Annotated in this window: 23 protein-coding genes; 10 read left to right on the top strand and 13 right to left on the bottom strand. The window is 67.9% G+C overall.

The features are described from left to right. The first annotated feature begins 161 nt into the window (after positions 1-161). Both ACOOF5_RS13375 and ACOOF5_RS13370 read left to right on the top strand, forming a co-directional pair. The gene (locus tag ACOOF5_RS13375) at positions 162-854 is read left to right on the top strand and encodes a redoxin domain-containing protein (RefSeq protein WP_420439939.1); all 693 of its coding nucleotides are present in this window, start codon (positions 162-164) and stop codon (positions 852-854) included. 17 nt (positions 855-871) lie between these two features. Beyond that, positions 872-1,483 (top strand): hypothetical protein, encoded by a 612-nt coding sequence (locus ACOOF5_RS13370; protein WP_420439937.1) that lies wholly within the window; start codon positions 872-874, stop codon positions 1,481-1,483. A 24-nt stretch (positions 1,484-1,507) separates the two neighbouring features. Here ACOOF5_RS13370 and ACOOF5_RS13365 read toward each other — a convergent pair whose 3' ends face one another. Genes ACOOF5_RS13365 through ACOOF5_RS13350 form a run of 4 tightly spaced genes read right to left on the bottom strand, consistent with a single transcriptional unit; the run spans position 1,508 to position 5,585 of the window. Beyond that, the gene (locus tag ACOOF5_RS13365) at positions 1,508-1,729 is read right to left on the bottom strand and encodes a hypothetical protein (RefSeq protein WP_420439935.1); all 222 of its coding nucleotides are present in this window, start codon (positions 1,727-1,729) and stop codon (positions 1,508-1,510) included. Positions 1,730-1,775: 46 nt separating this feature from the next. Then, positions 1,776-3,152 carry a (Fe-S)-binding protein gene (locus tag ACOOF5_RS13360; RefSeq protein ID WP_420439933.1) on the bottom strand — a complete coding sequence of 459 codons (1,377 nt, stop codon included), beginning with the start codon at positions 3,150-3,152 and terminating at the stop codon, positions 1,776-1,778. Beyond that, positions 3,149-4,102, bottom strand: coding sequence for an FAD-binding protein (locus tag ACOOF5_RS13355; RefSeq protein ID WP_420439931.1), 954 nt, complete (start codon positions 4,100-4,102; stop codon positions 3,149-3,151). Before ACOOF5_RS13355 ends, ACOOF5_RS13360 begins: the two co-directional genes overlap by 4 nt. 34 nt (positions 4,103-4,136) lie before the next feature. After that, on the bottom strand, positions 4,137-5,585 hold the full coding sequence (locus ACOOF5_RS13350; protein ID WP_420439929.1) for an FAD-linked oxidase C-terminal domain-containing protein: 1,449 nt from the start codon (positions 5,583-5,585) through the stop codon (positions 4,137-4,139). 29 nt (positions 5,586-5,614) lie between these two features. Between ACOOF5_RS13350 and ACOOF5_RS13345 the strand changes: the two genes are divergently transcribed. Then, positions 5,615-6,376 (top strand): hypothetical protein, encoded by a 762-nt coding sequence (locus ACOOF5_RS13345; RefSeq protein WP_420439927.1) that lies wholly within the window; start codon positions 5,615-5,617, stop codon positions 6,374-6,376. Positions 6,377-6,412: 36 nt separating this feature from the next. Here the strand turns inward: ACOOF5_RS13345 and ACOOF5_RS13340 are convergent, their stop codons facing one another. From ACOOF5_RS13340 to ACOOF5_RS13325, 4 genes are all read right to left on the bottom strand, one after another. Then, positions 6,413-6,691, bottom strand: coding sequence for a hypothetical protein (locus tag ACOOF5_RS13340; protein ID WP_419839309.1), 279 nt, complete (start codon positions 6,689-6,691; stop codon positions 6,413-6,415). A gap of 133 nt (positions 6,692-6,824) precedes the next feature. Beyond that, a complete protein-coding gene (locus ACOOF5_RS13335; protein ID WP_420439924.1) occupies positions 6,825-8,069 on the bottom strand; it encodes a ribonuclease D in 1,245 nt (414 codons plus the stop codon). Positions 8,070-8,074: 5 nt separating this feature from the next. Further along, positions 8,075-8,653, bottom strand: a complete 579-nt coding sequence (gene mobA, locus ACOOF5_RS13330; protein WP_420439922.1) for a molybdenum cofactor guanylyltransferase — start codon at positions 8,651-8,653, stop codon at positions 8,075-8,077. Beyond that, positions 8,650-9,114 (bottom strand): DUF3151 family protein, encoded by a 465-nt coding sequence (locus tag ACOOF5_RS13325; protein WP_420439920.1) that lies wholly within the window; start codon positions 9,112-9,114, stop codon positions 8,650-8,652. Before ACOOF5_RS13325 ends, mobA begins: the two co-directional genes overlap by 4 nt. 110 nt (positions 9,115-9,224) lie before the next feature. On the opposite strand from ACOOF5_RS13325, the gene ACOOF5_RS13320 reads away from it, so the two are divergent. After that, positions 9,225-9,536: a hypothetical protein gene (locus ACOOF5_RS13320; RefSeq protein WP_420439918.1), complete on the top strand. Its 312-nt coding sequence runs from the start codon at positions 9,225-9,227 to the stop codon at positions 9,534-9,536. A 97-nt stretch (positions 9,537-9,633) separates the two neighbouring features. Here the strand turns inward: ACOOF5_RS13320 and pyk are convergent, their stop codons facing one another. Then, complete coding sequence (pyk, locus tag ACOOF5_RS13315; RefSeq protein ID WP_420439916.1) at positions 9,634-11,067, bottom strand: pyruvate kinase; 1,434 nt, start codon at positions 11,065-11,067, stop codon at positions 9,634-9,636. Positions 11,068-11,151: 84 nt separating this feature from the next. On the opposite strand from pyk, the gene ACOOF5_RS13310 reads away from it, so the two are divergent. Continuing rightward, a complete protein-coding gene (locus ACOOF5_RS13310) occupies positions 11,152-11,769 on the top strand; it encodes a histidine phosphatase family protein (RefSeq protein WP_420439914.1) in 618 nt (205 codons plus the stop codon). A gap of 102 nt (positions 11,770-11,871) precedes the next feature. Here the strand turns inward: ACOOF5_RS13310 and ACOOF5_RS13305 are convergent, their stop codons facing one another. After that, positions 11,872-12,126: a hypothetical protein gene (locus ACOOF5_RS13305; protein ID WP_420439912.1), complete on the bottom strand. Its 255-nt coding sequence runs from the start codon at positions 12,124-12,126 to the stop codon at positions 11,872-11,874. Positions 12,127-12,702: 576 nt separating this feature from the next. On the opposite strand from ACOOF5_RS13305, the gene ACOOF5_RS13300 reads away from it, so the two are divergent. Next, positions 12,703-14,412: a Calx-beta domain-containing protein gene (locus tag ACOOF5_RS13300; RefSeq protein WP_420439910.1), complete on the top strand. Its 1,710-nt coding sequence runs from the start codon at positions 12,703-12,705 to the stop codon at positions 14,410-14,412. Between the two features lie 200 nt (positions 14,413-14,612). Here ACOOF5_RS13300 and ACOOF5_RS13295 read toward each other — a convergent pair whose 3' ends face one another. Next, entirely contained in the window at positions 14,613-15,044 is a 432-nt protein-coding gene (locus tag ACOOF5_RS13295) for a hypothetical protein (protein ID WP_420439908.1), read from the bottom strand. Positions 15,045-15,153: 109 nt separating this feature from the next. Here ACOOF5_RS13295 and ACOOF5_RS13290 point away from each other — a divergent pair, with 109 nt between their 5' ends. Continuing rightward, positions 15,154-16,470, top strand: coding sequence for an HNH endonuclease (locus ACOOF5_RS13290; protein ID WP_420439906.1), 1,317 nt, complete (start codon positions 15,154-15,156; stop codon positions 16,468-16,470). Positions 16,471-16,996: 526 nt separating this feature from the next. Here the strand turns inward: ACOOF5_RS13290 and ACOOF5_RS13285 are convergent. Together ACOOF5_RS13285 and ACOOF5_RS13280 are read right to left on the bottom strand one after the other, a co-directional pair. Next, positions 16,997-17,452: a hypothetical protein gene (locus ACOOF5_RS13285; protein ID WP_420439904.1), complete on the bottom strand. Its 456-nt coding sequence runs from the start codon at positions 17,450-17,452 to the stop codon at positions 16,997-16,999. 306 nt (positions 17,453-17,758) lie between these two features. Next, positions 17,759-18,577: a transglutaminase family protein gene (locus tag ACOOF5_RS13280; RefSeq protein ID WP_420439902.1), complete on the bottom strand. Its 819-nt coding sequence runs from the start codon at positions 18,575-18,577 to the stop codon at positions 17,759-17,761. Between the two features lie 124 nt (positions 18,578-18,701). On the opposite strand from ACOOF5_RS13280, the gene ACOOF5_RS13275 reads away from it, so the two are divergent. The 3 genes from ACOOF5_RS13275 to ACOOF5_RS13265 all read left to right on the top strand — a co-directional run bounded on the left by ACOOF5_RS13275 (position 18,702) and on the right by ACOOF5_RS13265 (position 22,925). Next, on the top strand, positions 18,702-19,646 hold the full coding sequence (locus tag ACOOF5_RS13275; protein ID WP_420439900.1) for a glycerophosphodiester phosphodiesterase family protein: 945 nt from the start codon (positions 18,702-18,704) through the stop codon (positions 19,644-19,646). Positions 19,647-19,697: 51 nt separating this feature from the next. Further along, entirely contained in the window at positions 19,698-21,110 is a 1,413-nt protein-coding gene (locus ACOOF5_RS13270; protein ID WP_420439898.1) for an FAD-binding oxidoreductase, read from the top strand. A 222-nt stretch (positions 21,111-21,332) separates the two neighbouring features. Beyond that, positions 21,333-22,925, top strand: a complete 1,593-nt coding sequence (locus ACOOF5_RS13265; protein WP_420439896.1) for a gamma-glutamyltransferase family protein — start codon at positions 21,333-21,335, stop codon at positions 22,923-22,925. The last annotated feature ends 19 nt before the right edge of the window (positions 22,926-22,944 follow it).

Below are 22,944 nucleotides of genomic sequence, written 5' to 3'. Positions count from 1 at the left end.
CGGGTAAGTGCGCCCGCTGGGGAGGCGGCATGAGCCTCGGCTCCCGCGATCCGGCAGGTCGCAACGTCGCCGAGTCTCCTGCCGCCTCCCCAGCTATGGCATCTGTGCCTGCTGGCTCGCGCCTCAGCGGCCGCGCAGGCGGGACGTACGCTGCGTTTGAGATGAAGTCTTCTCTGACGCGTTCTGTCGCAGTCGGCGTCTTGGTTGTGGGCATTGCGCTCATTGTCTGGACCGCTGTCAACGGGCCTGAAGACGATCCGGTTGTCGCTGAGGCTGCGAGCACACCGACGGCCCCGCCGCAGACCGCTCCGGGTGAGTCTCCGCAGACAGCGACCGCGGAGACTGCCGCTCCGGCGCCAACCACGACGACGGAACCTCTTGAGCCGATCCCGGTGCTGGGGACGGCGTTCACCCTCAGCAGGCTCGATGGCTGGTTGAACACCGACGCCACCTCGTTGGAGGAGATCCGCGAGGAAAACGAGATCACCGTGGTGCAGTTTTGGACCTTCGGCTGCCGGAACTGCAAGAACACCTTGGATGCACTCGGCGAGCTGTACGCGGATTTCGGCGACCAAGGTGTCGAGATTGTCGGCGTCCACGCTCCAGAGTTCGCCTACGAGGCCGACGTGGACAACATCATTGATGCCGCCGCCCAACTGGGTGTCACGTGGCCGATCGCGCTCGACACCCAGAAGCACAACTTCCACGTCTGGCAAGAAGGCCCCACCGGTTACTGGCCCCGCGTCTACGTGATCGACAGCGACAACCAGATCCGCTTCGACCGCAGGGGCGACAGCCCGCGCAAGTATGAGGAGCTGTACCAGATTGTCGAGCGGCTCCTCGCGGAGACGTGATCGGCGAGCGGGCCGCCGTGAGCACTCTTGTCGACACCCTCACAGAGGGCATCAGCGTGATCACGTGGGCGTGCACGCAGACTGCTCTCGCACCGGGGCTGGCGCTCGTGCTGGTAGCCCGCAAGGCGCGGCTCACTGTGGCGCTGTACTACATCGCTGGCGCTGCATTCCTGGCATGGGCGCAGGCCGCAGGCCACTGGTGGGTTGCGTCACGAGGCATCGCAGTGATGATCGGCGGGCTGCTCGCTGCGGGCACCTTTCTGGCGGCGTGGCGGGCCCCGGGGCATTCCTCACCACTCGCCACCGGCGCGGGCATCGTGGGCGGAGCGCTGGCCGGCTGGCTGTGGCGACCTTGCGTCGGTGAGCACCTCGGCTACATCCTCAACGATGCCGCGACCGATGGCCCTCGCACGCTCGCGCTCATGGGCCTGTACATGGCAGGCGTCCTGCTCCCCTTGCTCCTCATTGCAGTCGCACCGTACGCAGTGCCCGCCGTCGGCAGACTGCTGGACCGGCTGCCGTTCGCCATTGCTGGCGCCACCGTCGGAGCGGCATACGCCGCGGCCCTGGCGATCGGCCAGTACGACGACCTCATCGGCGAGCTCTACCGCATCTCGGCTGGCTATTGAGCAGCCGACTGCGCCCGCCCACCGTTAGTCGTCGTAGGGATCCGACCCGCCCGTTGACTCGCGCAAGATGGCCGCTGCTTTGATCGTGGCACGGCGGGCGCGGGTAACACTTCGCTCAAGCTTGGAGCGCGCGTCGGACGTGTCGGCATCTGCAAGTGCGCCCTGCAGCAGCTCGATGGACAGCTCAGCGAGCTGTTCGGCGGTGTCGTCGAGACGGTCCGCCAACTGGTTGATTTCATCGTTCATACGCGCCGGCTCCGCTCGACGCAAACGCGGCCTGTCAGCTCGTCGTTCACGCGCCTGCGCCTCCGTCGCCGGACAGGTGTTCTGCCACGATCTCAAGCGGGTGGCGCGCGTCGAGCCCAGCGGCACGCAAGTGCAGCGAACAGCCCGGGTTAGCGCTGGCCACGACGCCCGCGCCGGAGCGCTCGATGGCGGCAATCTTGCGCTCGCGGACGGCGGCGGCAATGTCGGGGTGCTGCTGGGAGTACGCGCCGCCTGCGCCACAGCACAATCCGTCGTCGTCGAGCTCTACCACTTCCACGTAGCGGTCGAGCACGGCGCGCACCGGCAGGTGCGCCTGTTGCACATGGCGGAGGTGGCAGGGGTCTTGCACAGCGACGCGTGGTCGCTGCGCCGTACCACCAGTGACTGGGCCACCAGTGACTGGGCCGTCAGTGACTGGGCCGCCGATATCCGACGCGATCGGGGCACCGGCGGGCAATAGGTCGACCCGCGCAGCCAGCCACTCATGAACGTCGTGCACTCGCTCGGCGAATCGGTGGGCTTCGGGGGTGCCGAGCAAGTGACCGTATTCCTTCATGGCTGCTCCGCAGCCGGCTGAGTCGACGAGAATCGGGGCATCGCCTGGCAGCGCCGCAATCACACGCCGCGCCAAACGACGGGCGTCGTCACCGAGACCGGCATGGGTGTGCAACGAGCCGCAGCATGCAGCTCGTGGCGGCGGCAGCGCCACACCGGCGCCGGTCGCCTCGATGACCGATTGCACCGCCCGGTGGGTATCGCGCATCCATGCGTCCATGACACAGCCTGTGAACAGCCACACGTCTTGGCCGCTCGGTTGCAGCGGCCGCTGTCGCAGGGGCACCCGGGGCAGTGCGCCCACTGCGGTGCCCAGCGAGCGAAACCGCCCGATTCGGCTGAGCAAGCGCGCGGCACCCAGTACGCCGAGTCGCTGAGCGAGCGCCAGCAGGCGTGAACCCGCCCCAAGCAAGCGGGGCATGCCCAGCACCCGGTAAGCCAGCCGCCGCAGCCGCGGCTGGTAGTTGGTCTGTGATGCAAGCGCCTCGCGCGTGACCTCCATCATGTGCCCGTACTGCACGCCCGCGGGACAGGCCGTCTCGCAGCCGCGGCACTGGATGCAGGCGTCCATGAATTCCACGAACGCAGCGTCGGCCTCGCCCCGCTCGGCGACGTCTCGCATGAGGGCAATGCGCCCCCGCGGCGACGCCGACTCCTCCCCGGTGACCCGGTAGGTGGGGCAGTGCGGCAGGCACATCCCGCAGGCGACGCACGAAGCCAGCGTGTCGCTGTCGATGTTGAGCTCGAGCGCGAACGTGCCCTGCCGCTGGCCCGCCGTTGCGCCTCCAGCGCTCGACGCTGTGCTCGGTGAATGCGCGCTGTCGGAGTGCGCGCCCGCAACGCTCACCACGCACTCCTGCCCGGATTCAGCCGGCCGGCAGGATCCAGTCTCTGTTTCAGTTCGGTCATCAACGCTGCGTTGACCGGCGCGACCGGTCCCGCATCGACCGGTTCGGCTCGATGCACCAGGCCAACGCCGACTTCCGCCAGCCACTCGCCCCCACTGCCAGCGAGCCCTCGCAGATCCGAGGGCCGCATCGACTCGCGCCCTGCCGCGGGCACATGCGGCCCGTCGGTTGCGGGGCCAAACCCCAGCGGTTCGATCTTCGCGGCCTCGGCGGCGATGTCGGACGGATCGCCCTCCAACAGGATCCAGGCTTGCGTGCCATTCCACAGGACGCTGCTCGGTCGGTACAGCAGGTCGAACGCTGCGAACGGATCGCCGTCGCCGTGCAGCCACTGCGCCGCTGGTGGCACGGGCAGGGTTCGCAGAATCACCTCAGCCAGCAAGCCGAGCGTGCCCAACGATCCCACCAACAAGCGGGGCAGGTCGTAGCCCGAAACGTTCTTCACCGTCGGGCCGCCGGCCGTGACGACTTTGCCGGTGGCGTCGACGTGGCGCGTCTGCAGCACGAGATCGCGCGCATGCCCGTAGCGGAGCCTGCGGTGTCCGCTGAACCCGCACGCCAGCACTCCGCCGACCGTCGCCGCATCGTCGGCAGGGTCGAGAGGGATCATCTGGCCGGTTTGCGCCAGGTGCGCGCTCAGCTCGCCGACGGATGTGGCCGCGCCGCACCGCACGGTCATCTCGGAGGGTTCGTGTTCCCACACGCCGGCGGGGGCCCGGATCTCACGCGTGCCCGCGGCCGGTTCGCCGCCGACGTGCCAATGGGTGCGCGTGCCCACCACGGTGATCGGATCGCTGGCACCGACCTCGCGGGCGAATTCGGTAACGGCGGGATCTATCCGCGCGGCGAGACTGGCGCTGACTTCAGCGGGACCGGTGCTCGGACTCATCGCCGGCGGCCTCCGGCGCTGCTGGACTGCGAACTCACACCCAAGCACCTTCAGGCACCTGCTGGTGGAATGAATCGCTGCAGCGTGAGCCCGACGGGATCACCTTCAGCGGATTGGCGAACCCGTCAGGATCGAAGGTCTCACGCACCAGGTCCTGTGTGTACATGTCGTGGGCGCTGAACAGCATCCCCATGTAGTCCCGCTTCTCCAAGCCGATCCCGTGCTCGCCGCTGAGCACGCCGCCCGCTGCGATGGATGCAGCGACGATGTCGCGGCCCGCCGCCTTCACTCGCTCGTCGACACCGGGTTCGCGTCGGTCGAACGCCAGGATCGGGTGCAGGTTCCCGTCGCCGGCGTGGAACACATTGACTGCGATCAGGTCGTAGGCGTCTGCGATCCGGTACACCTGATCGAGCACTTCGGTCAGCCGTGAGCGGGGCACCACCGTGTCGTGCAGGTAGTAGTCGGGCTTGATCCGCGCCACCGCGCCGAATGCGTTCTTGCGACCCTTCCACAGCAGAGCTCGCTCCGCGTCGTCGGCTGCGACTCGCACGTGGCCGGCGTGGTACTGCTCGGCGACCTTGCGAATGATCTCCACGCCTGCGGAGACACCGCCGGGCAGGCCATCGAGTTCGACCAGCAGCACCGCTGCGGCATCGGTCGGGTAGCCGGCGTGGGCAAACGCCTCCACGATCTCGATGGCACGCTGGTCCATCATCTCCAGCGCGGACGGCACCAGCCCCGCGGCGATGATGGCGCTGACGGCGGCCGAGCCTTCGCTGACATCGTCAAAATCAAGCAGCAGCGTCCGGACTGATGGCGGGTTCGGCGTAAGACGCACCGCGGCCTTCGTGGCGATGCCCATCGTGCCCTCGGAACCCACGAAGAGCCCGCGCAGGTCGAGTCCAGGCGGCTCAGCGTCCACCCCGCCCAACATGGTGGTCTCACCGGAAGGCAGCACCACCTCAAGTGCGGCGATGTGCGCCGTCGTGACGCCATAGGCGAGGCAGTGCGGCCCCCCGGAGTTGTTGGCGATGTTCCCGCCGAGCGAGCACACCTGCTGGCTCGAAGGATCAGGGGCGAAGTGGAACCCCAGCGGCGTCAATGCTCGCGACAGGTCGAGGTTCAGCACCCCAGGCTCGACCCAGGCGACGCGATTGTCGACGTCGACCTCGACGATGCGATCCATCTTCGCCGTGGCGATCACGACCGGCCTGCCGACCGGCACTGCTCCCCCGGCCAAGCCGGTTCCCGAGCCACGGGCCAGGAACGGCCGGCTGTGACGCCGGCAGATGCGCACGATCTCGGCAACCTCGGTCGCAGTCTCAGCCAGGCACACGATCGCAGGCGGGCTGCCCTCGATCGAGCCGTCACGGCTGTACAGGCCCCGCTCAAAGTCGTTGTCGCGTGCCCGATCGCCCACAACGCCGCGCAGGTCGGCGAGCAGGGCCGCGTCTGGCGCCGCATCAGCCTCAGGAACCACAGCGCGACCGTACCGTAGGCTCGCCGCGAATGGCTTCTGATATCGGTGTGAGCGTCGATGACTGGAGCCCCGGGGATGACGCACGGGAATGGCTCTCGCTGGAGGACCCGCACGAGCATCGCACGTGGCTGTTCGATGTGACCTTTCTCACCAGCGCCTGGACGTGCATCTATGGCGCTGGCTGCCCGGGAATCGACACCGAACCCGCCCCCGAGCTGGCATTGGGCTGCTGCAGCCACGGCGCATACCTCAACGGCGACGACGACCTCGCGCACATCCGTTCGATGATCGCCGAACTGGACGCCGAGATCTGGCAGCACTGCCGGGATTCTGCAGAGGCGCTGTGGCAAGACGGCGAGGGCTGGTGGCGAACTCAGGTCGTGGACGGAGCCTGCGTGTTCGCGAATCGGATTGATCACCCCGCCGGCGCGGGTTGCGCCTTCCACGTACTGGCCAAGCGCACCGGTCGGCGGCCGATGGACACCAAGCCCGAGATCTGCTGGCAGGCGCCGATCCGCCGCGAGGACCACGAGACCGTCACTGGCCACGTCTACACGATGGTGCGGGAATGGGAGCTGCGCGACTGGGGAGGACCCGACACCGACGTCTCCTGGTGGTGTACGTCGTCGGCGAACGCTCACGTCGGCAGCCAGCGCGTTTTCACAGCGTTACGCGACGAGCTGACAGCCATCTGCGGACCCGAGATCTATGCCGAGTTGTGCGCCGAGCTCAACGTGCGCGCCGCATCTGCGCGATTGCTGCCGCATCCTGCTGTTCGCCGACGCGAGTGAACCGTCTCGGCCTCGCAGCTGAGTCGGCTGGGACGCTCAGGCGCTCTCGCGCTGGGACGCCTCGGAGTTCGCGTCCGAGTCAGCGTCGGCGTCACCGTCGAAATCGGCGTACTTGGCCTCGAGATCGGAGTAGTCGTCGTCGTACTTGTCGGCCAGGTGCCCGTACTGATCATCGGGATCCGAATCCTCGTCGTCGAACTCGACACCGAATCGATCCGAGTTGTCGAAGTCGTAGTCCTCGATGGTGAAACGCTCCGCTGTGGCACGCTGAAACTTGCGAGCCTCCTCGTAGCGGCGATGTCGACCCTTCTTCACCGGCTGGCTCCTCGTGCTCGACTGCGAGGCTTCGCTTGCCTGCATCCGGACGTGCCTGTATCCGCGCAGGATAAGGCACCTGTGCTCTACGAAGTGCCCTGTCACCCTACCGCCCGGGGCGCGACGCTGCGTGTCATTCGCAGCGCTGAGGCCCTCCGCCGGGCCGCGGTTCGAGCTGCAAGCCCGACGCCGGATCGAAGGCCAGAGCGGCCTCCCCCGCCAGCAGCGACCTGATGCCGTCGCCTACCACTTCTGCCCGCCAGCCGGTGCTCAGCCGGGATGCGGGGTCGCCGGCGAGCAATGCCGCTATGTCGGAACGGGTCGCCAACAAGCTGCGATCGATGCCCTCGCCACGAGCCACCTCGTCCACCCAGGCGCCGACGAGGGGTACCGCCGGCTGCAGTGCCGCGTCCACGTTGGGTCCCGCCGACAGCGCGCCCGACGGGATGTCGCCCGATGCCATGTCGAGACCTCTCGCAACCTCGGCGATGACCCGATCGCCTGCCCGTCCGCGGAACTGGTTGCCGTCCACGCCCCGCAATCCCTGCAACTCGCTGATGCTGCGAGGGCGCCGCTGCGCGATCGACAGCAGTGCCATGTCCGACAGCACGAAGCGCACAGGAATGTCCCGCTCGCTGGCGGTTCGCTCCCGCCATGCGGCGAGCTGGTACGCCACCGCCCGCTGCGGCCCGCGCAATTGGCGCGCTCCCTTGATGCGGGTCCAAGCTTGGGTCGGTTCCGGGGGCGGTCCAGGGGGCCTTCGCCACTGCTCGCACTCGTCCAGCGCCCATTGCCACCGGTTCAGTGCCCTCAGGCGGGTGCGAAGCTCGTCGTACAGCTCGATGAGGTACGCCGCATCGTCTGCGGCATAGCGCTGCTGGGCTGCTCGCAGCGGCCGCTCGAACCAGTCCGTCAACCGATCACCCTTGCTCAGACGCACGCCGAGGAGGCGGTCGACCAGCGCCGCCAGCGACGGTGTGCTCATTCCCAGAAAACCGGCGGCCACCTGGGTGTCGAAGAGCTTCGACGGTATGGCGCCGCACTCCTGGGACAGCACTTCGATGTCCTGAGCGCACGCATGCATCACGACCAAGACGTCGGCATCGAGGGCGGCACGCAAGACGGCAACGTCGGTCGTCGTGGGATCCACGAGCGCTACCCGGTCGTCGAATGCGATCTGGACCAGTGCCAGCTGGGGGCGGTAGCTGCGCTCTCTGTGGAACTCGGTGTCCACGGCAATGCAGTCGGCGGCCACCAGATCGGTAACGAGAGTCTCCAGCGCAGCCTGGGAGTCGATCCATTCGTGCTGCGGCCGTTCGCGCGGTGCCCCGTCGCGCGGTGCCCGTGCGCGCTGGGGCCGCGCGCGCCGACGTGCCATGGCCGTCAACCCGCTCCCGGTCGCGCAATGTCACGAGTCGCCACAATCGCCTCGGCTGCAGCGAGGTCGGCGGCGTTGTTCACATTCAGAACATCAGCCACCTCCACCGACACCGTCGGGATGGCATCGAGGTCGAGGACAGCTTTGGGTCCACGTGCGCCGTCGCGCAGGCCCGCCCGCAGCATCGAGAGCGATGCGCGGGCGTAATGGCCGATCAGAGGCTCGACACGGTCGCTGCGGGCCAGCACAACCGGCTCGCTCGTGCTGTGCGCCGTGCGAATCAGAGCGGCGAGCAGGTGGACAGGCACCGTCGGCACGTCGGTCGGGCACACGAGAACATCGCCGTGACGCTCGAGCGCATCGACCAGTCCAGCGAGCGGTCCGGAAAGTGGCGTGCTGTCGGGTTCAGCCACGAGAGGTGCAGGCGGATTGCCTCCCTGCGCGACCACCGGGTGCGCCCCCGCCGCCGTCAATGCGTCGGCAACCCACAGCGCCAGCGGTCGTCCCACCAGCTCCAGGTTGGCCTTGTCGCTGCCCATGCGCGTCGAAGCGCCGCCGCACAGCACGACGCCGGCAGGCCTCACGCCTGTGGCCACTCACCGGTTGGGGGCTCGCCGCCGGGGTCCAGTTGGACCAGGAACCCGGCGCACCTGTCGGCCTCGTCGTCCTCGCCGATGGCGGCGGCTGAGCGACCCAGGCCCAGCAGCGACCACAAGAAGCCGTGGTTGGTGGGCTCCGTCCAGCGGACGTAGCCGCTGCCGCGCCAACCCGCCGCTCGCAACGCGTCCAGGCCGCGGTGGTATCCCACCCGGCAATAGGCGTACGCCTCGACGTGCCGGCCACTGCTTGCCGCGCAGCGGCCCAGTTCCGCCCATGCTTCGAGCATCCGCGGCCAATGGGCTGCGACACGCGCCAGTGCCGCAACGCGGTCGTCCGGCGGCAGTTCCATGGCCGCCTCGAATGCGGCTGCGGCCGGCGACGGGGCCGGATCCAGGACCGTCTCGGGCAGACCGCCCGGCCGCAGGTCGATGGGAGTGGCAGCCATTGGGGAACCTCGTCGAAGTCAGCAGATTCGCCTTGACTCTAGTGAGCACCCCTGCTCAGACCCGGAATCGATCCCTGTGCCCCGCAGCGACGGTGCGTAACCTCAGATGAGTGCTGCCCGAGTGGTTGGATGCTGACCGCCTCAGCGCAGCACTCGTCGGTGGCATCGCCTGCCTCGTGATCGCGGCCGTCGTTGTGCTGCGAATGATCCGCAAGCTGGCGCTGGCCGTGCTCATCTCGGTGGTGCTCGTCGGTGCCGCAGCAGCGCTGGCAGTCCAGTGGTCGGGACTACGGGACTGTCAACAAACCTGCTCGTGCGATGTCCTTGGCCGCACGGTCCAGGTGCCCGACAATCCGCTGTGCGGGCCCGATCGCATCGACCCCAGCCGCATCGATGTGGACATCGACATTGACACGGGTTGATCCAGGCCTGGCAGCCGTGATTCGCGATCGTGTCCAGGGCAACTCCGCGACGCTCTGGCGGGCGCCCGGGGCCACGGCTTCACCGAGCGGTTCAGTCTCAGGGAACGCGCATGGCGCGCAAGTTGTCGGTGGCGTGAGACTCGGGGCTCGAGCCAGACACCACTACAACCATGTCGCCGCTGCGCACCATGCCTGACCGTGCCGCAGCGTGCACAGCTTCGAGAGCCGACTCTGCCGGGGTCAGACGCTCGCCGAACACGAGCGGGCGGGTCCCCCACGACAGCGAGAGCTGCATGGCGGTGCGAGGTTCGGGCGTGAGGCCCAGCAGCGGCATTGATGGGCGGAATCTGGCCATGCTGCGAGCGGTGAAACCCGACCGGCTCAGGCAGATGATCGCCTGTGCGCCGAGTTCGGTCGCGAGTCTCGACGCTGCCTGGGTGATGCCGTCGGTCACCCGCATGTAGTCGGCGGCGCTGTCGTCTTTCCTGCGTACCGACAGCAGCCGGTTCCACCACGCCTCATAGTCGAAGCGCTCATCGGCTCGCTCGGTGATGCGTGCCATGGTCCGCACGGCGTTCACCGGGTCGTGGCCGATGGCCGTCTCACCGCTCAGCATCACCGCGGACGTGCCGTCGAACACTGCATTGGCGATGTCGGAGGCCTCGGCCCGGGTCGGCACCGGCGAGTGCAGCAGCGATTCCAGCATCTGCGTCGCGGTGATGGCCGGTCGGCCGTGCGCTACACAGGCTTCGATGATCCGCTTCTGCAGATGGGGCAATTCCTCGATGTCGCACTCGGCGCCCAGGTCGCCGCGGGCCACCATGACCGCCGAGGACGCTTCGATGATCCCGTCGAGATTCTCCACGGCCGCGTTGGTCTCGATCTTGGCCACTAGCAGCGGGCCGCGCGGGTGCGGTTCGACGCCCAAGCGCCGCATGTCGTGAGCGGAGCGGACGAACGAAAGCGCCACCATGTCGGTGCCCAGGTCGATGAACGTGTCGGCCAGCTTCAGATCGTTCGGGGTCGGCGTGCTCATGCGCAATTTGGACGAGTCAACGTGCAGGCCCGGCCGTCCTTCGAGGTGACCGCCGTGCAGGACACGGGCTTTGAGGGCGTTGGATGCCCGGTCTTCGACCGCTAGCACCACGTTGCCGTCTCCGAAGGACAGCTGGTCGCCAGGGCCCACGTCGGTCAGCAAGCCTTCGTAGTCCACGACGATCCGGTCTGCGGTGCTGGCGTCGCCGTCGATGCCCAGCGAGAGCACGGCATCTTGGGCGATCTCGCAGCCGCCCTCGGGAAACGGCTTGCAGCGCACCTTAGGGCCGGGCAGATCCACCAGGATCCCGATATGGCGGCCCGATTCCTCCGAGATGGCGCGCAGCCTCCGGAACGTCTCGACCTGCTCGTCGAGCGTGCCGTGCGCCAAGCTGAGGCGCCATACATCGACACCTGCCTCGATCAGGGCTGTCATGGTCGCCGCGTCGCTGCAGGCTGGTCCGACGCTGGCGATGATCTTGGTCCGTCTTGCCATGTAGCACCACGGTACCGCTCCCGTCAAGGCACCCTGCTATCGATTCCAGAGGTTCGGTGCGTTGGGCCAATAGGGTCAGCCGCCGTGGAACTCGTCTTCGTCCGTCACGGCCAACCCGAACGAGTTGTGCGACACGATGGGCAACCCGCCGACCCGCCGCTGTCGGCGATCGGTCGCCAGCAAGCTGCAGCCGTGGCCGGATGGCTGTCCGAGATGAGCGTCGACGCCCTCTACGCCAGCCCGATGCGGCGGGCGTTGCAGACCGCAGAGGCCATCGGCGGCGCGACCGGTCTGGTGCCGGCCGTGCGAGACGGCCTCAGCGAGTTCGACCGAGACTCCCCCGCGTACGTGCCCATGGAGGTGCTCAAGGAGACCGACCGCGAGCGCTGGAACGAGCTGGCGACTGGCTCGTTCGGCGACGCGGAGCGCACGGCGCAATTCATCGCCACGGTCAACCATGCCGTCGACGAGATCGTCGCTGACCACCGCAGCCAGCGCGTCGCTCTGGCATGCCACGGTGGGGTCGTCAACGCCTACCTCGCTCGCTGCTTGGGCTTCGATGCCGACGCATTCCTCCGATTCGACGTCGACTACACCTCGGTCACCCGCGTCTTCGCGTCAAGCCATGGTCACCGCAGCGTGCTGTCGGTCAATGAGCGCACCCACCTGCGAGGCCGGTCCGACCTCGCCATCGGCCTGTAGACGTAGCTCACGGTGCGGAGTGCGCAACGAACGCTGCGGCATCCCCTGACGTTCGCCGGCCGCGAGGTGCCGGCGCAGCGCCCCAGAAGCGAAATGGCGTAGTCAGCAGGTCGAGCCGACTGCCGTGTCGAGATGGCGGGCGTCGAAAGCATCCCAGCAGAGCGGCGGCGGCGGCAGCACCTCGCCATCGCCTTGCAAGTCCGCCACGATGTCGTCCACCAGCGCACGGATGCCGCGAAGACATTCCGCCTTCGTTGGAGCGATGTGGCTCACCAGCACAAAGCCGTTGCACACGCCAATCCAGGCATCGTCTTCGTCCGACCCGAAAGCTCGATACTGGTACCGAGGATCATTCACTGTCGGCCTCCATCAAGCCGATCGCACGCAGGACCTGACGCACCTGATAGGGCTTCGCGTCTCCGCTGTGGTTCTGGATGTTCACTCTAAGCATGCCCTGCCAAGGCGTCCGGTAGATCAGTTGGCTCCCTTGGCGCCGAGACTCGCCGAAACACACGCGACACACCTTGACCAGATCGGAAAAATGCAAACCCGGCCACGGCGGCCCCGCCGAACCGGTCCCGGTGCCGCTGGGGCTGCGTTGAATCCGGGGCGACCGCGTTCGGCTCGAGTGCCCGGCAGGCGTGTCAGCCAGAACATGGCCGCAGATGGGCTGGTGGAAGTCGCCTCCTCATGGCACACTGGGTGATCGGATGTGGGGCCCAGGGACCCACCGAGTGGAGGCCGTCACGATGGGCAAGCATGATCGCCACACAGCCAGCGCGCTCAGACGCATCGGCCGGGTAGCGCCGCGTCGGGTTCGCGGCGGCAGTCCCCCCCCCCCCCAAGAATCGCGCTGATCGCCCCAAGCGCGTAGGGCGGGCGCGGCTCAGACGCCCGGCGCTTCTGCTCGTCGCCCTCGCGGTGCTGCTCGGCGTGCTGCCGAGTCAGGCCGCGGCAGAGACGCCTAACCGGAACATCTTCAGAAGTGGTAGCGCGACGATCACCATCGCGGAAGATGCTGGCGCCAGCATCGCCACCCGTTTCAGAGTGCAGGCCACCGGGGCCATAGGGACTAACCTGACGGCTGACCTGACGGTGAACTACACGATGGGCGGCACGGCCACCGCCGGTACGGACTACACCCTTAGCGCCGTCAGCGGAGGGACGCAGGACTACTCTGCGGGGACGGGCACCTTCGTCATCCCGTCGGGGACGATGACTTGGACTACCGTTGATGTCCTCACGGTGACGCCCACCGCGGACAACGTCCAAGACAGCGGCGAGACCATCATCCTGACGCTTGTCGCCGGGGCCGGCTATGGCGTGACGACCGATACCTCAAGGACCTACAAGCTGGTCGAGGACGGCGGCCCTGCGTCGTTCGAGCTGTCCGGCGATCCTTTGGTGGGCGAGACCCTGACCGTCAATCGGGTCGCCGACGATCCCGACGGCAACGGAACCGTCGCTGATCACTTTTGGCACAAGAGAGACCCCGGCGGGGAATGGTCCCCTGTTCTCATCTCGGGGGGCATGGCTGTACTGAATAATGTCGACCAGTACGTTGTCCGTGCCGGCGACGTGGGCAAGGAACTGCGCGCACAAGTCGATTACACAGACGATCTGGGCATCACACGACCAGTTTTCACGCCTCCTGTGGGTCCTGTCACTGACGGCCCCGTTGAGCCGAACCCGTGCGTCTCAGCGCAGCTTTTGGCCCATGTCGATGCTCGCATCGCCTCTGCTGCCACCAACCGCTGGGTGCGGATCAAGAACGCGCTGAACCGTTCGGCGAACGCGATCACGCTGTCGGAGGTGCGAGAGATCCACGACCGCCGCCAGCGGTACGGCTGGTCCCTCAACCGGCTCGACGAGGTCATCGCGGCCTTGGAATGCATGGTGGACTCCACCCCCGACGCGCCGATGGTCAGCATCACCGGCGGCGACGCAATCACCGAGGGCGGCACCGCAAGGTTCACGCTCACCGCCACCCCGCCGCCGACGAGCGACATCACCGTCGTGGTGCGGGTGAAGAATCTCAACATCGGAATCACCAACGACGAGAACCCCACCCGCACCGTCACCATCGGCACGAGCGGAACCGCCACACTCGACATCGCCACCCGCGACGACAGCAACGACTGGCCCGACGGCACCGTCTACGTCGCAGTGCAGCGCGGCATCGGCTACCAAGCCGCCACCGGCTACCAAGTCGCCGACGCGCCGAACGGCGCGGCCTCAGTCAGAGTCGCCGACAACGAAGTCACCCCCGGCATGGCGACGCTGTCGGTGGGTGACGCAACACACAGCGAACGCAGCCGCAACTGCGTCGGCGGCTACATGTCGTGCATGAACTTCACCGTCACCCTCAGCCGCACGCCGAAACCCGGCGAACGCGTGCTGGTCTTCTACCAGACCCAACAAACAGCACCGGTCTCCGCGAAAGGAACCGGCCACGACCGCGACTTCTACCACGCCCAGGGCACCGTCAAATTCTCCTCCGGCGGACCCCTCACCCAGCAAGTCCAAGTCTTGCTCGCCGACGACAACCGAAACGAAGGCACAGAAAGATTCGAGCTGAAGCTCTCCTACCCCGTCGGCGCAGCCATCACCGACGACACCGGCACCGGCACCATCACCGACTAACAGACCGCGCCAATAGGCGAAGCGGTTTTCGGCCATTCTCGCTCAAGCCATGAGAAAGCCCAGCAAAGCTGCAGGTCACAGCGCCGTACCGACGGCGGGGGCATTGAGCGTTTGCGCAGGTCAGCGCCTATTGACGCTCCCTCTAACAGAAACGACGCCACTCGACGCCGCCGACCCAGCCAGGGACCCTCGGACGACCCTCATCCCACAAAGAATGTGAAGGACCCGTAGATCAGACCCAAGCTCGGACGGCTGACCCCAAGATCAGGACTGTCACAACCCTCACATACGGTGCCCCGCATGAACAGCGACGGCGACAGCGGCACCCCGATCGCCCTGAGTGCTGCGGCGGCGGATGCGGCTGCGACGCCGACGACGGTGTCACACCCCCCACATACGGTTGTTCTCATGAACAGCGACGGCGACGACAGCAGCAGCCCCATCGCACCGAGTGACGCAGTGACAGATGCGGCTGTAACGCCGACGACGGTGTCACACCCCCCACATACGGTTGTTCTCATGAGAAGCGACGGCGACGACAGCAGCAGCCCCATCGCACCGAGTGACGCAGTGACAGATGCGGCTGCGACGCCGACGACGGTGTCACACCCCTCACATACGGTTGTTCTCATGAGAAGCGACGGCGACGACAGCGGCACCCCTGTCGCCCCGAGTGATGCGGCGACAGATGCGGCTGTAACGCCGACGAGCCTGTCACACCCCCCACATACGATTGTTCCCATGAACAGCGACGGCGTTTGGGGAGCCGAGAACGGCGGGTCGGTCGGCGTGTTGGCATCGGGCGGGGTGCGTGTGGATGCGGTGGACGTGGCCGGGCTGTGCGGGCAGGGCCTGCAGGCTCGGCTGGGCGAGATCGCCCGGGCCGAGTCCGGGCTGGCGGCGATGAAAGCGGACACGCTGGGCGAGATCGCTCGCCGCAGCGGCGACGGCGCGGCTGCGCATGCAGCGGCTGACGCCATGGCGGTCTCGGGCCGTCGGGCACGCGGCGAAGTCCGCGACGCAGTACGGCTCGCCGAGCTCGACGCGACCCGCCAAGGCCTCACCGCGGGCACCGTGCCGGTCGGTCACGCGCAGCTGATCGCCCGTGCCGCGGGCGACGCCCCCATCGACGACCGATTCTTGGCCGAACGCGCCGAGCGTGAGGGCTATGACGAGTTCCGTCGCACCGTCGCCCGTCATGTGGCCGACGTGAACCGCGACGACGGCGAGTCGGTGCTGGAACGGCAGCGCGACGCGCGTGCCGCCAAGCTGTTCACCCGCGCCAGCGACGCCATGACCGTGCTGAGCCTCTGCGTCGACCCTGTTATGGGCGCCCGGCTGGGCACCGTGATCGCCGCCGCCGAGCGGCGCCTGTTCCGAAACGAAGACCCCGCAGCACGGCGCACACCCGCCCAGCGGATGGCCGACGCCGTCACCGAGCTCATCTGCGATCCCGACGCCAAACGCCCCACCGGCGCGTCGCTGATCGTCGTCGCCGACTACGACACGGTCAACCACCAGCTCACCGGCGGCCGTCTCGGCGACGGCACCCCGATCCCGATCGGCGAGATCGCCCAGATCGCCGTCGACGCCGAAGTGCTGCCCGCAATATTCGAAGCCGCCACCGGCGATCTGCGGATCGGACGCAGCCGCCGCACCGCCACCGACCTCCAACGCGCCGCCCTGGCGCTGCGCGACAAAGGCTGCGTCGGATGCGGCATCGCTCCTGAGCGATGCCAGCACCACCACATCGACCACTGGCAACACGGCGGACCCACCGACTACGCCAACCTCGTCACCGTCTGCGTCGACTGCCACAACGTCAAGATCCACCAACAAGACTTCACCGCCCAATGGGACACCAACAACAGCCGCTACAGGCTCCAACCGCCAACCCAACCGCCAGACCAACCGCCAAGCGAACCGCCAACCGAGCCGCCAACCGAACCGACAGCCCAGCCGCCGAGCGAGCCGACAGACCAGCCGCCAGCCCACACACCGAACAGCAGCCATGGCCCGTCCCCGACCGACCAGCCGACCCGAGCACCGCCAACCTGAATCGGCCGGGGGCAACGGAAGCCCGGCCCGCTCATCGCCGAGCCGTCGAGCCGTTGAGCCGACGAGCCGTCGAGCCGCCATACCACCAACCAGAACGCCCGGGGGCACCCCCACTTCCCCCCGGGCCTCCCCCCGAATCCAGGAGGCACGCCCTGAGACAAGGGCAGGGCCGCTGACTGCTGCGGAACAATGTGAATCACACCGGGACTGACAGACACGACACCGCTCGACGCCGCCGACCCGGCCAGGAACCCTTGGGCCACCCTTATCCCACAAGAATGTGAAGGACCCGTAGATCAGACCCAAGCCACGGCGGCTGACCCCAACGTCATGACTGTCACAGCCGTTCGCTACCGTCACACGAGAAGGAACTTCTAGCGCGAGACAGACAACGCGTTGATCCAGCACTCAGAGAGGAGCCGACAAGTGACTTCGACGTTCACCGAGCCGAGCGAGATTGTCGTGCATCGACCGACTCCTGGCGAGGCTCGGGAAGCTCTTGAAGCCGCGATCGCCGAGACCGGGTTCAGCCGCGAGGAACTTGACGAACAGGCGCGTGCTGGCCGGTTCGAGACCGAACTGGCGCGTCAGACGTGGTTCTGCTTGCCGCCTCGTGCCAAGTGACCTCGGTGCCCAGGCACGTGACTTCGCGGGATCGCTGACGGTCCTGCTCAACGGCACGGTCGCGCAGGGCGTTCGCGGGGGCGTCAGCGATGGTCTGTTCCCAGATGAAGCCCTCCATGACGCAATGCCTGCCCCACGCAATATCGACCTCCGATCGGTGATCGAACACCCAAGCCGGCACCGGGACGCCGTCACGGTCACAGAGCGCATGAACCACTGCCGCGATGCGGCACAAGTCGTCGGCGTCGTCGCCCGTCGGGGCATCGGCGATCATGGCGCTGCACTCATCGGGCCAGGCATCCCACTCGCGGACGAAGAACGTCAGCGGCACATACTCGCGTTTGCCTGGCTCAGCCATGGCCCGGGGAAGGTCGGCCGCTCGCACTCTCCCGTAGACCGGAACCGTTGAACGCGCATATCGCTGAGACCGAATCCGAACCGGCATCTCTTAGAGGGTCAGCGGATAGGCGCTGACCTGCGGAAACGCCCGACTCGCTGCCGGCAGCGACAACGCCCTGACCGGTGGCTTTGCTGAGCCTCTCGATGACGTGAACGAAATGGGCCACAAGCAGTCTCACCTATCCGCGCGGCTTCTTACTCCCGGCAGCCGCAATCGTGCCGTCGCTCCCTGCCTCACCTTCCACGCGGCGACTGGCGGCTGTGGTCAGTTCAGCTGGGCCCAGAGGCGGGTTGCTGCTTGGTTGAGGTGTTCGACGTCGCTGCCGCCGAATTTGTCTGCGGCGGCTTCGAGCACTCGTGCGCCCTTGTCGGGACGCCCGAGCGTCGCGAGCGCTTGGCCGAGACGCATGAACTCGTCGAGCGGGCAGCCGGGCAGCCGTGTGAGCAGCTCCAGCACGGCCACCAGCGACGGTGCATCGGGTTGACGCAGATGCAGCGTGCGCAGGTTGTTCAGCATTCGCAGCAAGATTGCCTCGGACGGGGTCGGCGCCAGGAACGCATCGTCGAACGCCTGGCGCGACTCGAAGCGGGCGAATATCGCTGCGGCACCGGCCCGGTCGATGATGCGGCCATCGAATGCGTCGATGAATGTGCCGGGATCGGGCGTGCCGACCAGGAAGTGGCCTGGCATGCCGACACCGTGCAGCTCCAGGCTCGCGCGGCGGGCCACTTCGATCGTGACGACTGCAAGCGTGATCGGTATGCCCATCCGCCGCGAAACCACCAGGTCGAGGTAGCTGTTCGCCGGGTCGGCAAAGCGGGCCCGATTCGGGCCGAAGCCTTCTGAGTCGAAGAGCAGCTCGACGACTGCGGTTGGCGTTGGCTCGCGCACCGCGTTGCCGAGACGGTCCAGTTCAGCCAGTGCCGCTGCCTCGTCCACCTGATCCGCCCGGCAGTGGGCAGCTATGGCCAGCGCCGCCCGGTCCAACGGCACCGGTTCGCTGGCGGTCCATGTGGCGAAGGCATCGACCGGCGACACATGCTCGCCCCCGGGGTCCTGCTCCCCCACGCTGCCGTCGGACATCGACGTGACGGTACCGGCGACAGCACTGAACGCCGTGTAGAGGGCGGCATGTGCCGCGAACCGTGTTCGGGATGCGACGCATCGCTCGCCGTGTATCTCGGGGCCAAGCCGCGATACTGGCGCTGTGACATCGGTGCACCCGTTCCTTGAAGAACCCGGGCCGGTGCCGATCGCCCACCGCGGCGGCAGTGCCATGTGGCCGCAGAACACCATGGCTGCCTTCAATGGCGCCGTCGGCCTCGGATACTGCTACCTCGAGACCGATGTGCAGGCGACCTCTGACGGAGTCCTCGCGGTCTTTCACGACGACGAGCTCGCACCCACCTCGGACAGTGTCGGGTGCATCTCGGAGATGACCTGGAGCGACGTGTCGGAAGCTCGCGTCGGCGGCGAGCCGATCCCCCGCCTCGAGGAGCTGCTCGACGCGTTCGATGATGTGCGCATCAGCATCGACCCCAAGACCGATGCGGCCGTCGAACCGCTCATCGAGGCACTCAGGCGGCCGGGGGTGCTCGACCGTGTGTGCATCGGCTCGTTCTCCGACGAACGTCTCAAGCGCGTCGACGACGCGTTCGGCGATGCGGCCTGCCTCAGCTTCAGCCCACGGGAGATCGCTCGGCTCCGGGTGATGAGCCTGGCGAGGCTGCCGGAACGGCTGCTGCGCGCCTCGCGACCACGGAACCGGAATCGACAGCTTCGAAGCGGCGCACGCCGCAGCCGACCGAACCGAGGCCCTGCAGCCCACATCCGCCAGGACCGGGACCTCGCACCGCGCGGCCGACCCTTCCGGGGGCGCATCGCTTCGATTCCGCTGCGGCAAGGTCCGATCCCGTTGGCGACCCCGCGGTTGGTCGACTATGCGCACCGAACCGGGTCGGCCGTATACGTATGGACCATCGACGACCCCGTCGAGATGGACCGGCTGCTCGACATCGGCGTGGACGGCGTGATGACCGACGAGCCCACCGTGCTGCTGGACGTGCTGGCCGAGCGAGGTCAGTGGCCGGGGCCAAGCGACCGCACCGTCACCAGGCCAGAGCCGCCCACCGGCTCGCCGACGGGAGCATGAGCGCATGAGGCCAGCACTCAACCTCGCAAGCGGAGCGCACGAGGCGGGTCCATGAGCGCCGGCGCCATCGACGCGACGCTGGTCGGTGAGCTCTCACGGATTGTCGGGGAGGCGCACGTCCTGACCGATCCCGAGATCACTGCGGGCTACGTCGTCGACTGGACACGCCGCTTCGCCGGCTCGACACCGCTGGTGGTACGCCCTGGCGACACTGCCGAGACCGCCGCCGTGATGAGCGTGCTGGCGGCTGCGAGGGTTGCGGTCGTGCCGCAGGGGGGCAACACCGGTCTCGTCGGCGGCAGCGTGCCGCTCGGCGGCGAAGCGGTGCTGTCGATGCGCCGGCTCAATGTCTGCGAACCGGTCGACGAACTTGCGACTCAGGTGACATTGGGCGCGGGGGTGACCCTGGCCGATGCGCAGGCCCATGTCGCTGCGTCGGATCTCAGCGTCGGCGTGGACCTTGCAGCGCGCGACTCGGCGACGATCGGAGGGATGGTCGCCACCAACGCCGGCGGCATCAACGTGCTGCGTTACGGCGCCATGCGGGCTCAGGTCGTCGGCATCGAAGCGGTGCTCGCCGACGGGACGGTCGTGAGCCACCTCGCAGGCCTCGAGAAGGACAACACCGGTTACGACCTCGGGAGCCTGCTGGCGGGCAGCGAAGGCACGCTCGGCATCATCACGCGCGTGCGGCTGCGACTCCACCCCACCCAGCCCGAGCGTGCCACCGCTTTGCTTGCATTCGAGTCAGCCGCCGATGCTGTGCGCGCCGCTGCAGCACTGCGCCGCAGCGTCGCTTCGCTGCATGCGCTCGAAGCCGTCTTCGAGGGTGCGATGGCATTGGTGTCGTCCCATCTGGGCCTCGCACCTCCCGTCGGCAGCCTGGCCAACGACGGGGCCGGCAATTCTGACGGCGGCGCGGCATGGCTGATTGCCGAGGCCGCGGCGCGCACCGATCCGAGCGACGAACTCGGCACCGCCGTGACTGAGCTGGATGATCTCGTGGTCGATGCGGCGGTGGCGCTCGAGCCTGCTGCGCGACAGCGACTGTGGGCATTCCGTGAGAACGTGACCGAGGCCATCTCGGCCGCGGGCATCCCTCACAAGCTGGATGTGACGCTGCCGGCGGCTCGCCTCGCCGAATTCACTGACGGCGTCGAAGCCGTCATTACCGCAGTCGATCCTGAGGCGCAGCCGCTGCTGTTCGGTCATCTCGGCGACGGCAACGTGCACGTCAACGTGCTGGGCCCCGGTGGGGCTGAACCCGCCGATGAGGTGGACGGAGCCGTGCTGCGCTATGTCGCCGAAATGGGCGGCAGCATCTCGGCCGAGCACGGCATCGGCACCGCCAAACTCGCCGAACTGCATCTCAACCGCACCGAAGCCGAACTGGCGGCGTTCGGTGCCATCAAACGTGCGCTGGACCCCGCCGGTTTGCTCAATCCGAACGTTCTGCTGCCCTGACAGGTTGAGCCGATAGGCGAAGCCGTGGCCCGAGCGGCTGTGAGCGAAAGCCACCAAGAGCGCGAAGAACTGGTGCGCCGCCGGGAGGTGTCGCCTACCTGCGCTGCCGCGCAGCTTCGCCCAGCGTGTCCATGACGGCGTGAAGGGTGCGCCGCCGGGGGGTGTCGCCTACCTGCGCGGCCTCTCAGGCGGCAGCGGGCCAGTGGGCCTACCGTTCGATCCATGAGCAGTACCCAGGTCCCGTTTGCCACCCGCTACGCCCGCAATGGAATGGTGTGCAGTGTCGACCACCTTGCGAGCGAGGCCGGTGTCTCGCTGCTGCGCGCGGGCGGCTCAGCGGCAGACGCAGCAGTGGCCGCCTCGGCCGTGCTTGCGGTGACCACCCAGCACATGTGCGGCATGGGCGGAGACCTGTGGGCGCTCGTCCACGACGCCGATGGCGCAGCCCCCGCCGCGCTCAATGCGAGCGGTCGAGCCGGCAGCGGCGCCGACCCCGATGCGCTGCGCGCCGAGGGACGCACACGGATGCGCTTCCGTTCCGACATTCGCAGTGTGCCGGTGCCCGGATGTGTCGACGGGTGGATGAGCTTGCACGAACGATTCGGGCGGGCGCCCCTGGCTGAAGTGCTCGCCCCGGCGATCGATCTCGCAAGCGGCGGCTTCCCGCTCTCGCCTCATGGCGCCGCGGCCGCGGCATTGCTCGGCGGCATCGCAAACGCTGACGACTACTCGCCCCAGAGCCGGCCGGGAGATCTCATCACCCGGCCCGGTGTCGCCGCTGCGCTGTGCGAGATTATCGACGGCGGCCGCGAAGCCTTCTACGAAGGCGACTTTGCGCGGGACCTCATCGAGCTGGGCGGCGGCGAGTACACCGCAGCCGACGTGTCCCGCTCCCACGCCGACTGGGTAACGCCACTGCGTGCTGATGTGTGGGGACACACCCTGTGGACCGTCCCGCCCAATTCGCAGGGCTACCTGACGCTGGCTGGCGCATGGATTGCCTCAGGACTCGACCTGCCCGCGGACCCCGAAGACCCGCTGTTCGCACACCTGCTGGCCGAGGCCGCGAAGCAGGCGGGCTGGGATCGTCCCGCAGTGCTGTCGCAGGACGCTGACGGCGCTGCGCTCATCGCACCGCAGCGGCTTGCACCCCGTCGCGCCGCAATCTCGCCCGACACTGCGGCAGCACTCGGCTCGGGCACCAGTACCGGCGACACGATGTACCTCGCGGCGGTGGATGCCGATCGCATGGGCGTTTCGCTGATCCAATCGAATGCCGGGGGCTGGGGCGTGGGGCTGTGGACGCCGACGCACCGGATCAGCCTGCACAACCGGGGCATCGGCTTCAATCTCGTCGCGGGCCACCCGGCCGAGTACGGGCCGGGGCGGCGCCCGCCTCACACGCTCGCCCCCGCAATAGTCCAGCGAGCCGACGGTTCGCTGCGCTCGGTCGTGGGAACAATGGGAGGCGACGCCCAGCCACAGGTGCTGCTGCAAGTGCTGGCCCGCACGCTGTGCGCCGGCGAAGAACCGGCGTCCGCAATCGGCGCGGGCCGCTGGCGCTGGGGCGCCGCCGAGGGAACCGGTTTCGACACCTGGGCAGATCCCGGCAATCTCCAGCTGTACATCGAGGGCCACGCGCCGTGGTCAACCAGCGACGGCATTGCCGACCTCACCCGGCGAGGCCACCGGGTCGGCACCGACGCCCCGCACGACAACTCCTACGGCCATGCGCATCTCATCGAGGTGCACGACAGTGTGCTCGCCGGAGCGGCGGATCCACGGGCGCTCACCGGCGCTGCGACCGGCTACTGAACCCGAACGCAGTCGAGCG

It is taken from the genome of Candidatus Poriferisodalis sp. (assembly GCF_965214215.1).
Lineage (GTDB): Bacteria > Actinomycetota > Acidimicrobiia > Acidimicrobiales > Poriferisodalaceae > Poriferisodalis.
This window is presented reverse-complemented; position numbering and strand designations above follow the sequence as displayed.

Bases quoted from the DNA above. Each gene is read 5' to 3' on its own strand.
- ACOOF5_RS13375 (WP_420439939.1), top strand. From the start codon at position 162: ATGAAGTCTTCTCTGACGCGTTCTGTCGCAGTCGGCGTCTTGGTTGTG.
- ACOOF5_RS13365 (WP_420439935.1), bottom strand. From the start codon at position 1,729: ATGAACGATGAAATCAACCAGTTGGCGGACCGTCTCGACGACACCGCC.
- ACOOF5_RS13355 (WP_420439931.1), bottom strand. From the start codon at position 4,102: ATGAGTCCGAGCACCGGTCCCGCTGAAGTCAGCGCCAGTCTCGCCGCG.
- ACOOF5_RS13345 (WP_420439927.1), top strand. From the start codon at position 5,615: ATGGCTTCTGATATCGGTGTGAGCGTCGATGACTGGAGCCCCGGGGAT.
- ACOOF5_RS13335 (WP_420439924.1), bottom strand. From the start codon at position 8,069: ATGGCACGTCGGCGCGCGCGGCCCCAGCGCGCACGGGCACCGCGCGAC.
- ACOOF5_RS13325 (WP_420439920.1), bottom strand. From the start codon at position 9,114: ATGGCTGCCACTCCCATCGACCTGCGGCCGGGCGGTCTGCCCGAGACG.
- pyk (WP_420439916.1), bottom strand. From the start codon at position 11,067: ATGGCAAGACGGACCAAGATCATCGCCAGCGTCGGACCAGCCTGCAGC.
- ACOOF5_RS13295 (WP_420439908.1), bottom strand. From the start codon at position 15,044: ATGAGAACAACCGTATGTGAGGGGTGTGACACCGTCGTCGGCGTCGCA.
- ACOOF5_RS13290 (WP_420439906.1), top strand. From the start codon at position 15,154: ATGAACAGCGACGGCGTTTGGGGAGCCGAGAACGGCGGGTCGGTCGGC.
- ACOOF5_RS13285 (WP_420439904.1), bottom strand. From the start codon at position 17,452: ATGGCTGAGCCAGGCAAACGCGAGTATGTGCCGCTGACGTTCTTCGTC.
- ACOOF5_RS13280 (WP_420439902.1), bottom strand. From the start codon at position 18,577: ATGTCCGACGGCAGCGTGGGGGAGCAGGACCCCGGGGGCGAGCATGTG.
- ACOOF5_RS13270 (WP_420439898.1), top strand. From the start codon at position 19,698: ATGAGCGCCGGCGCCATCGACGCGACGCTGGTCGGTGAGCTCTCACGG.
- ACOOF5_RS13265 (WP_420439896.1), top strand. From the start codon at position 21,333: ATGAGCAGTACCCAGGTCCCGTTTGCCACCCGCTACGCCCGCAATGGA.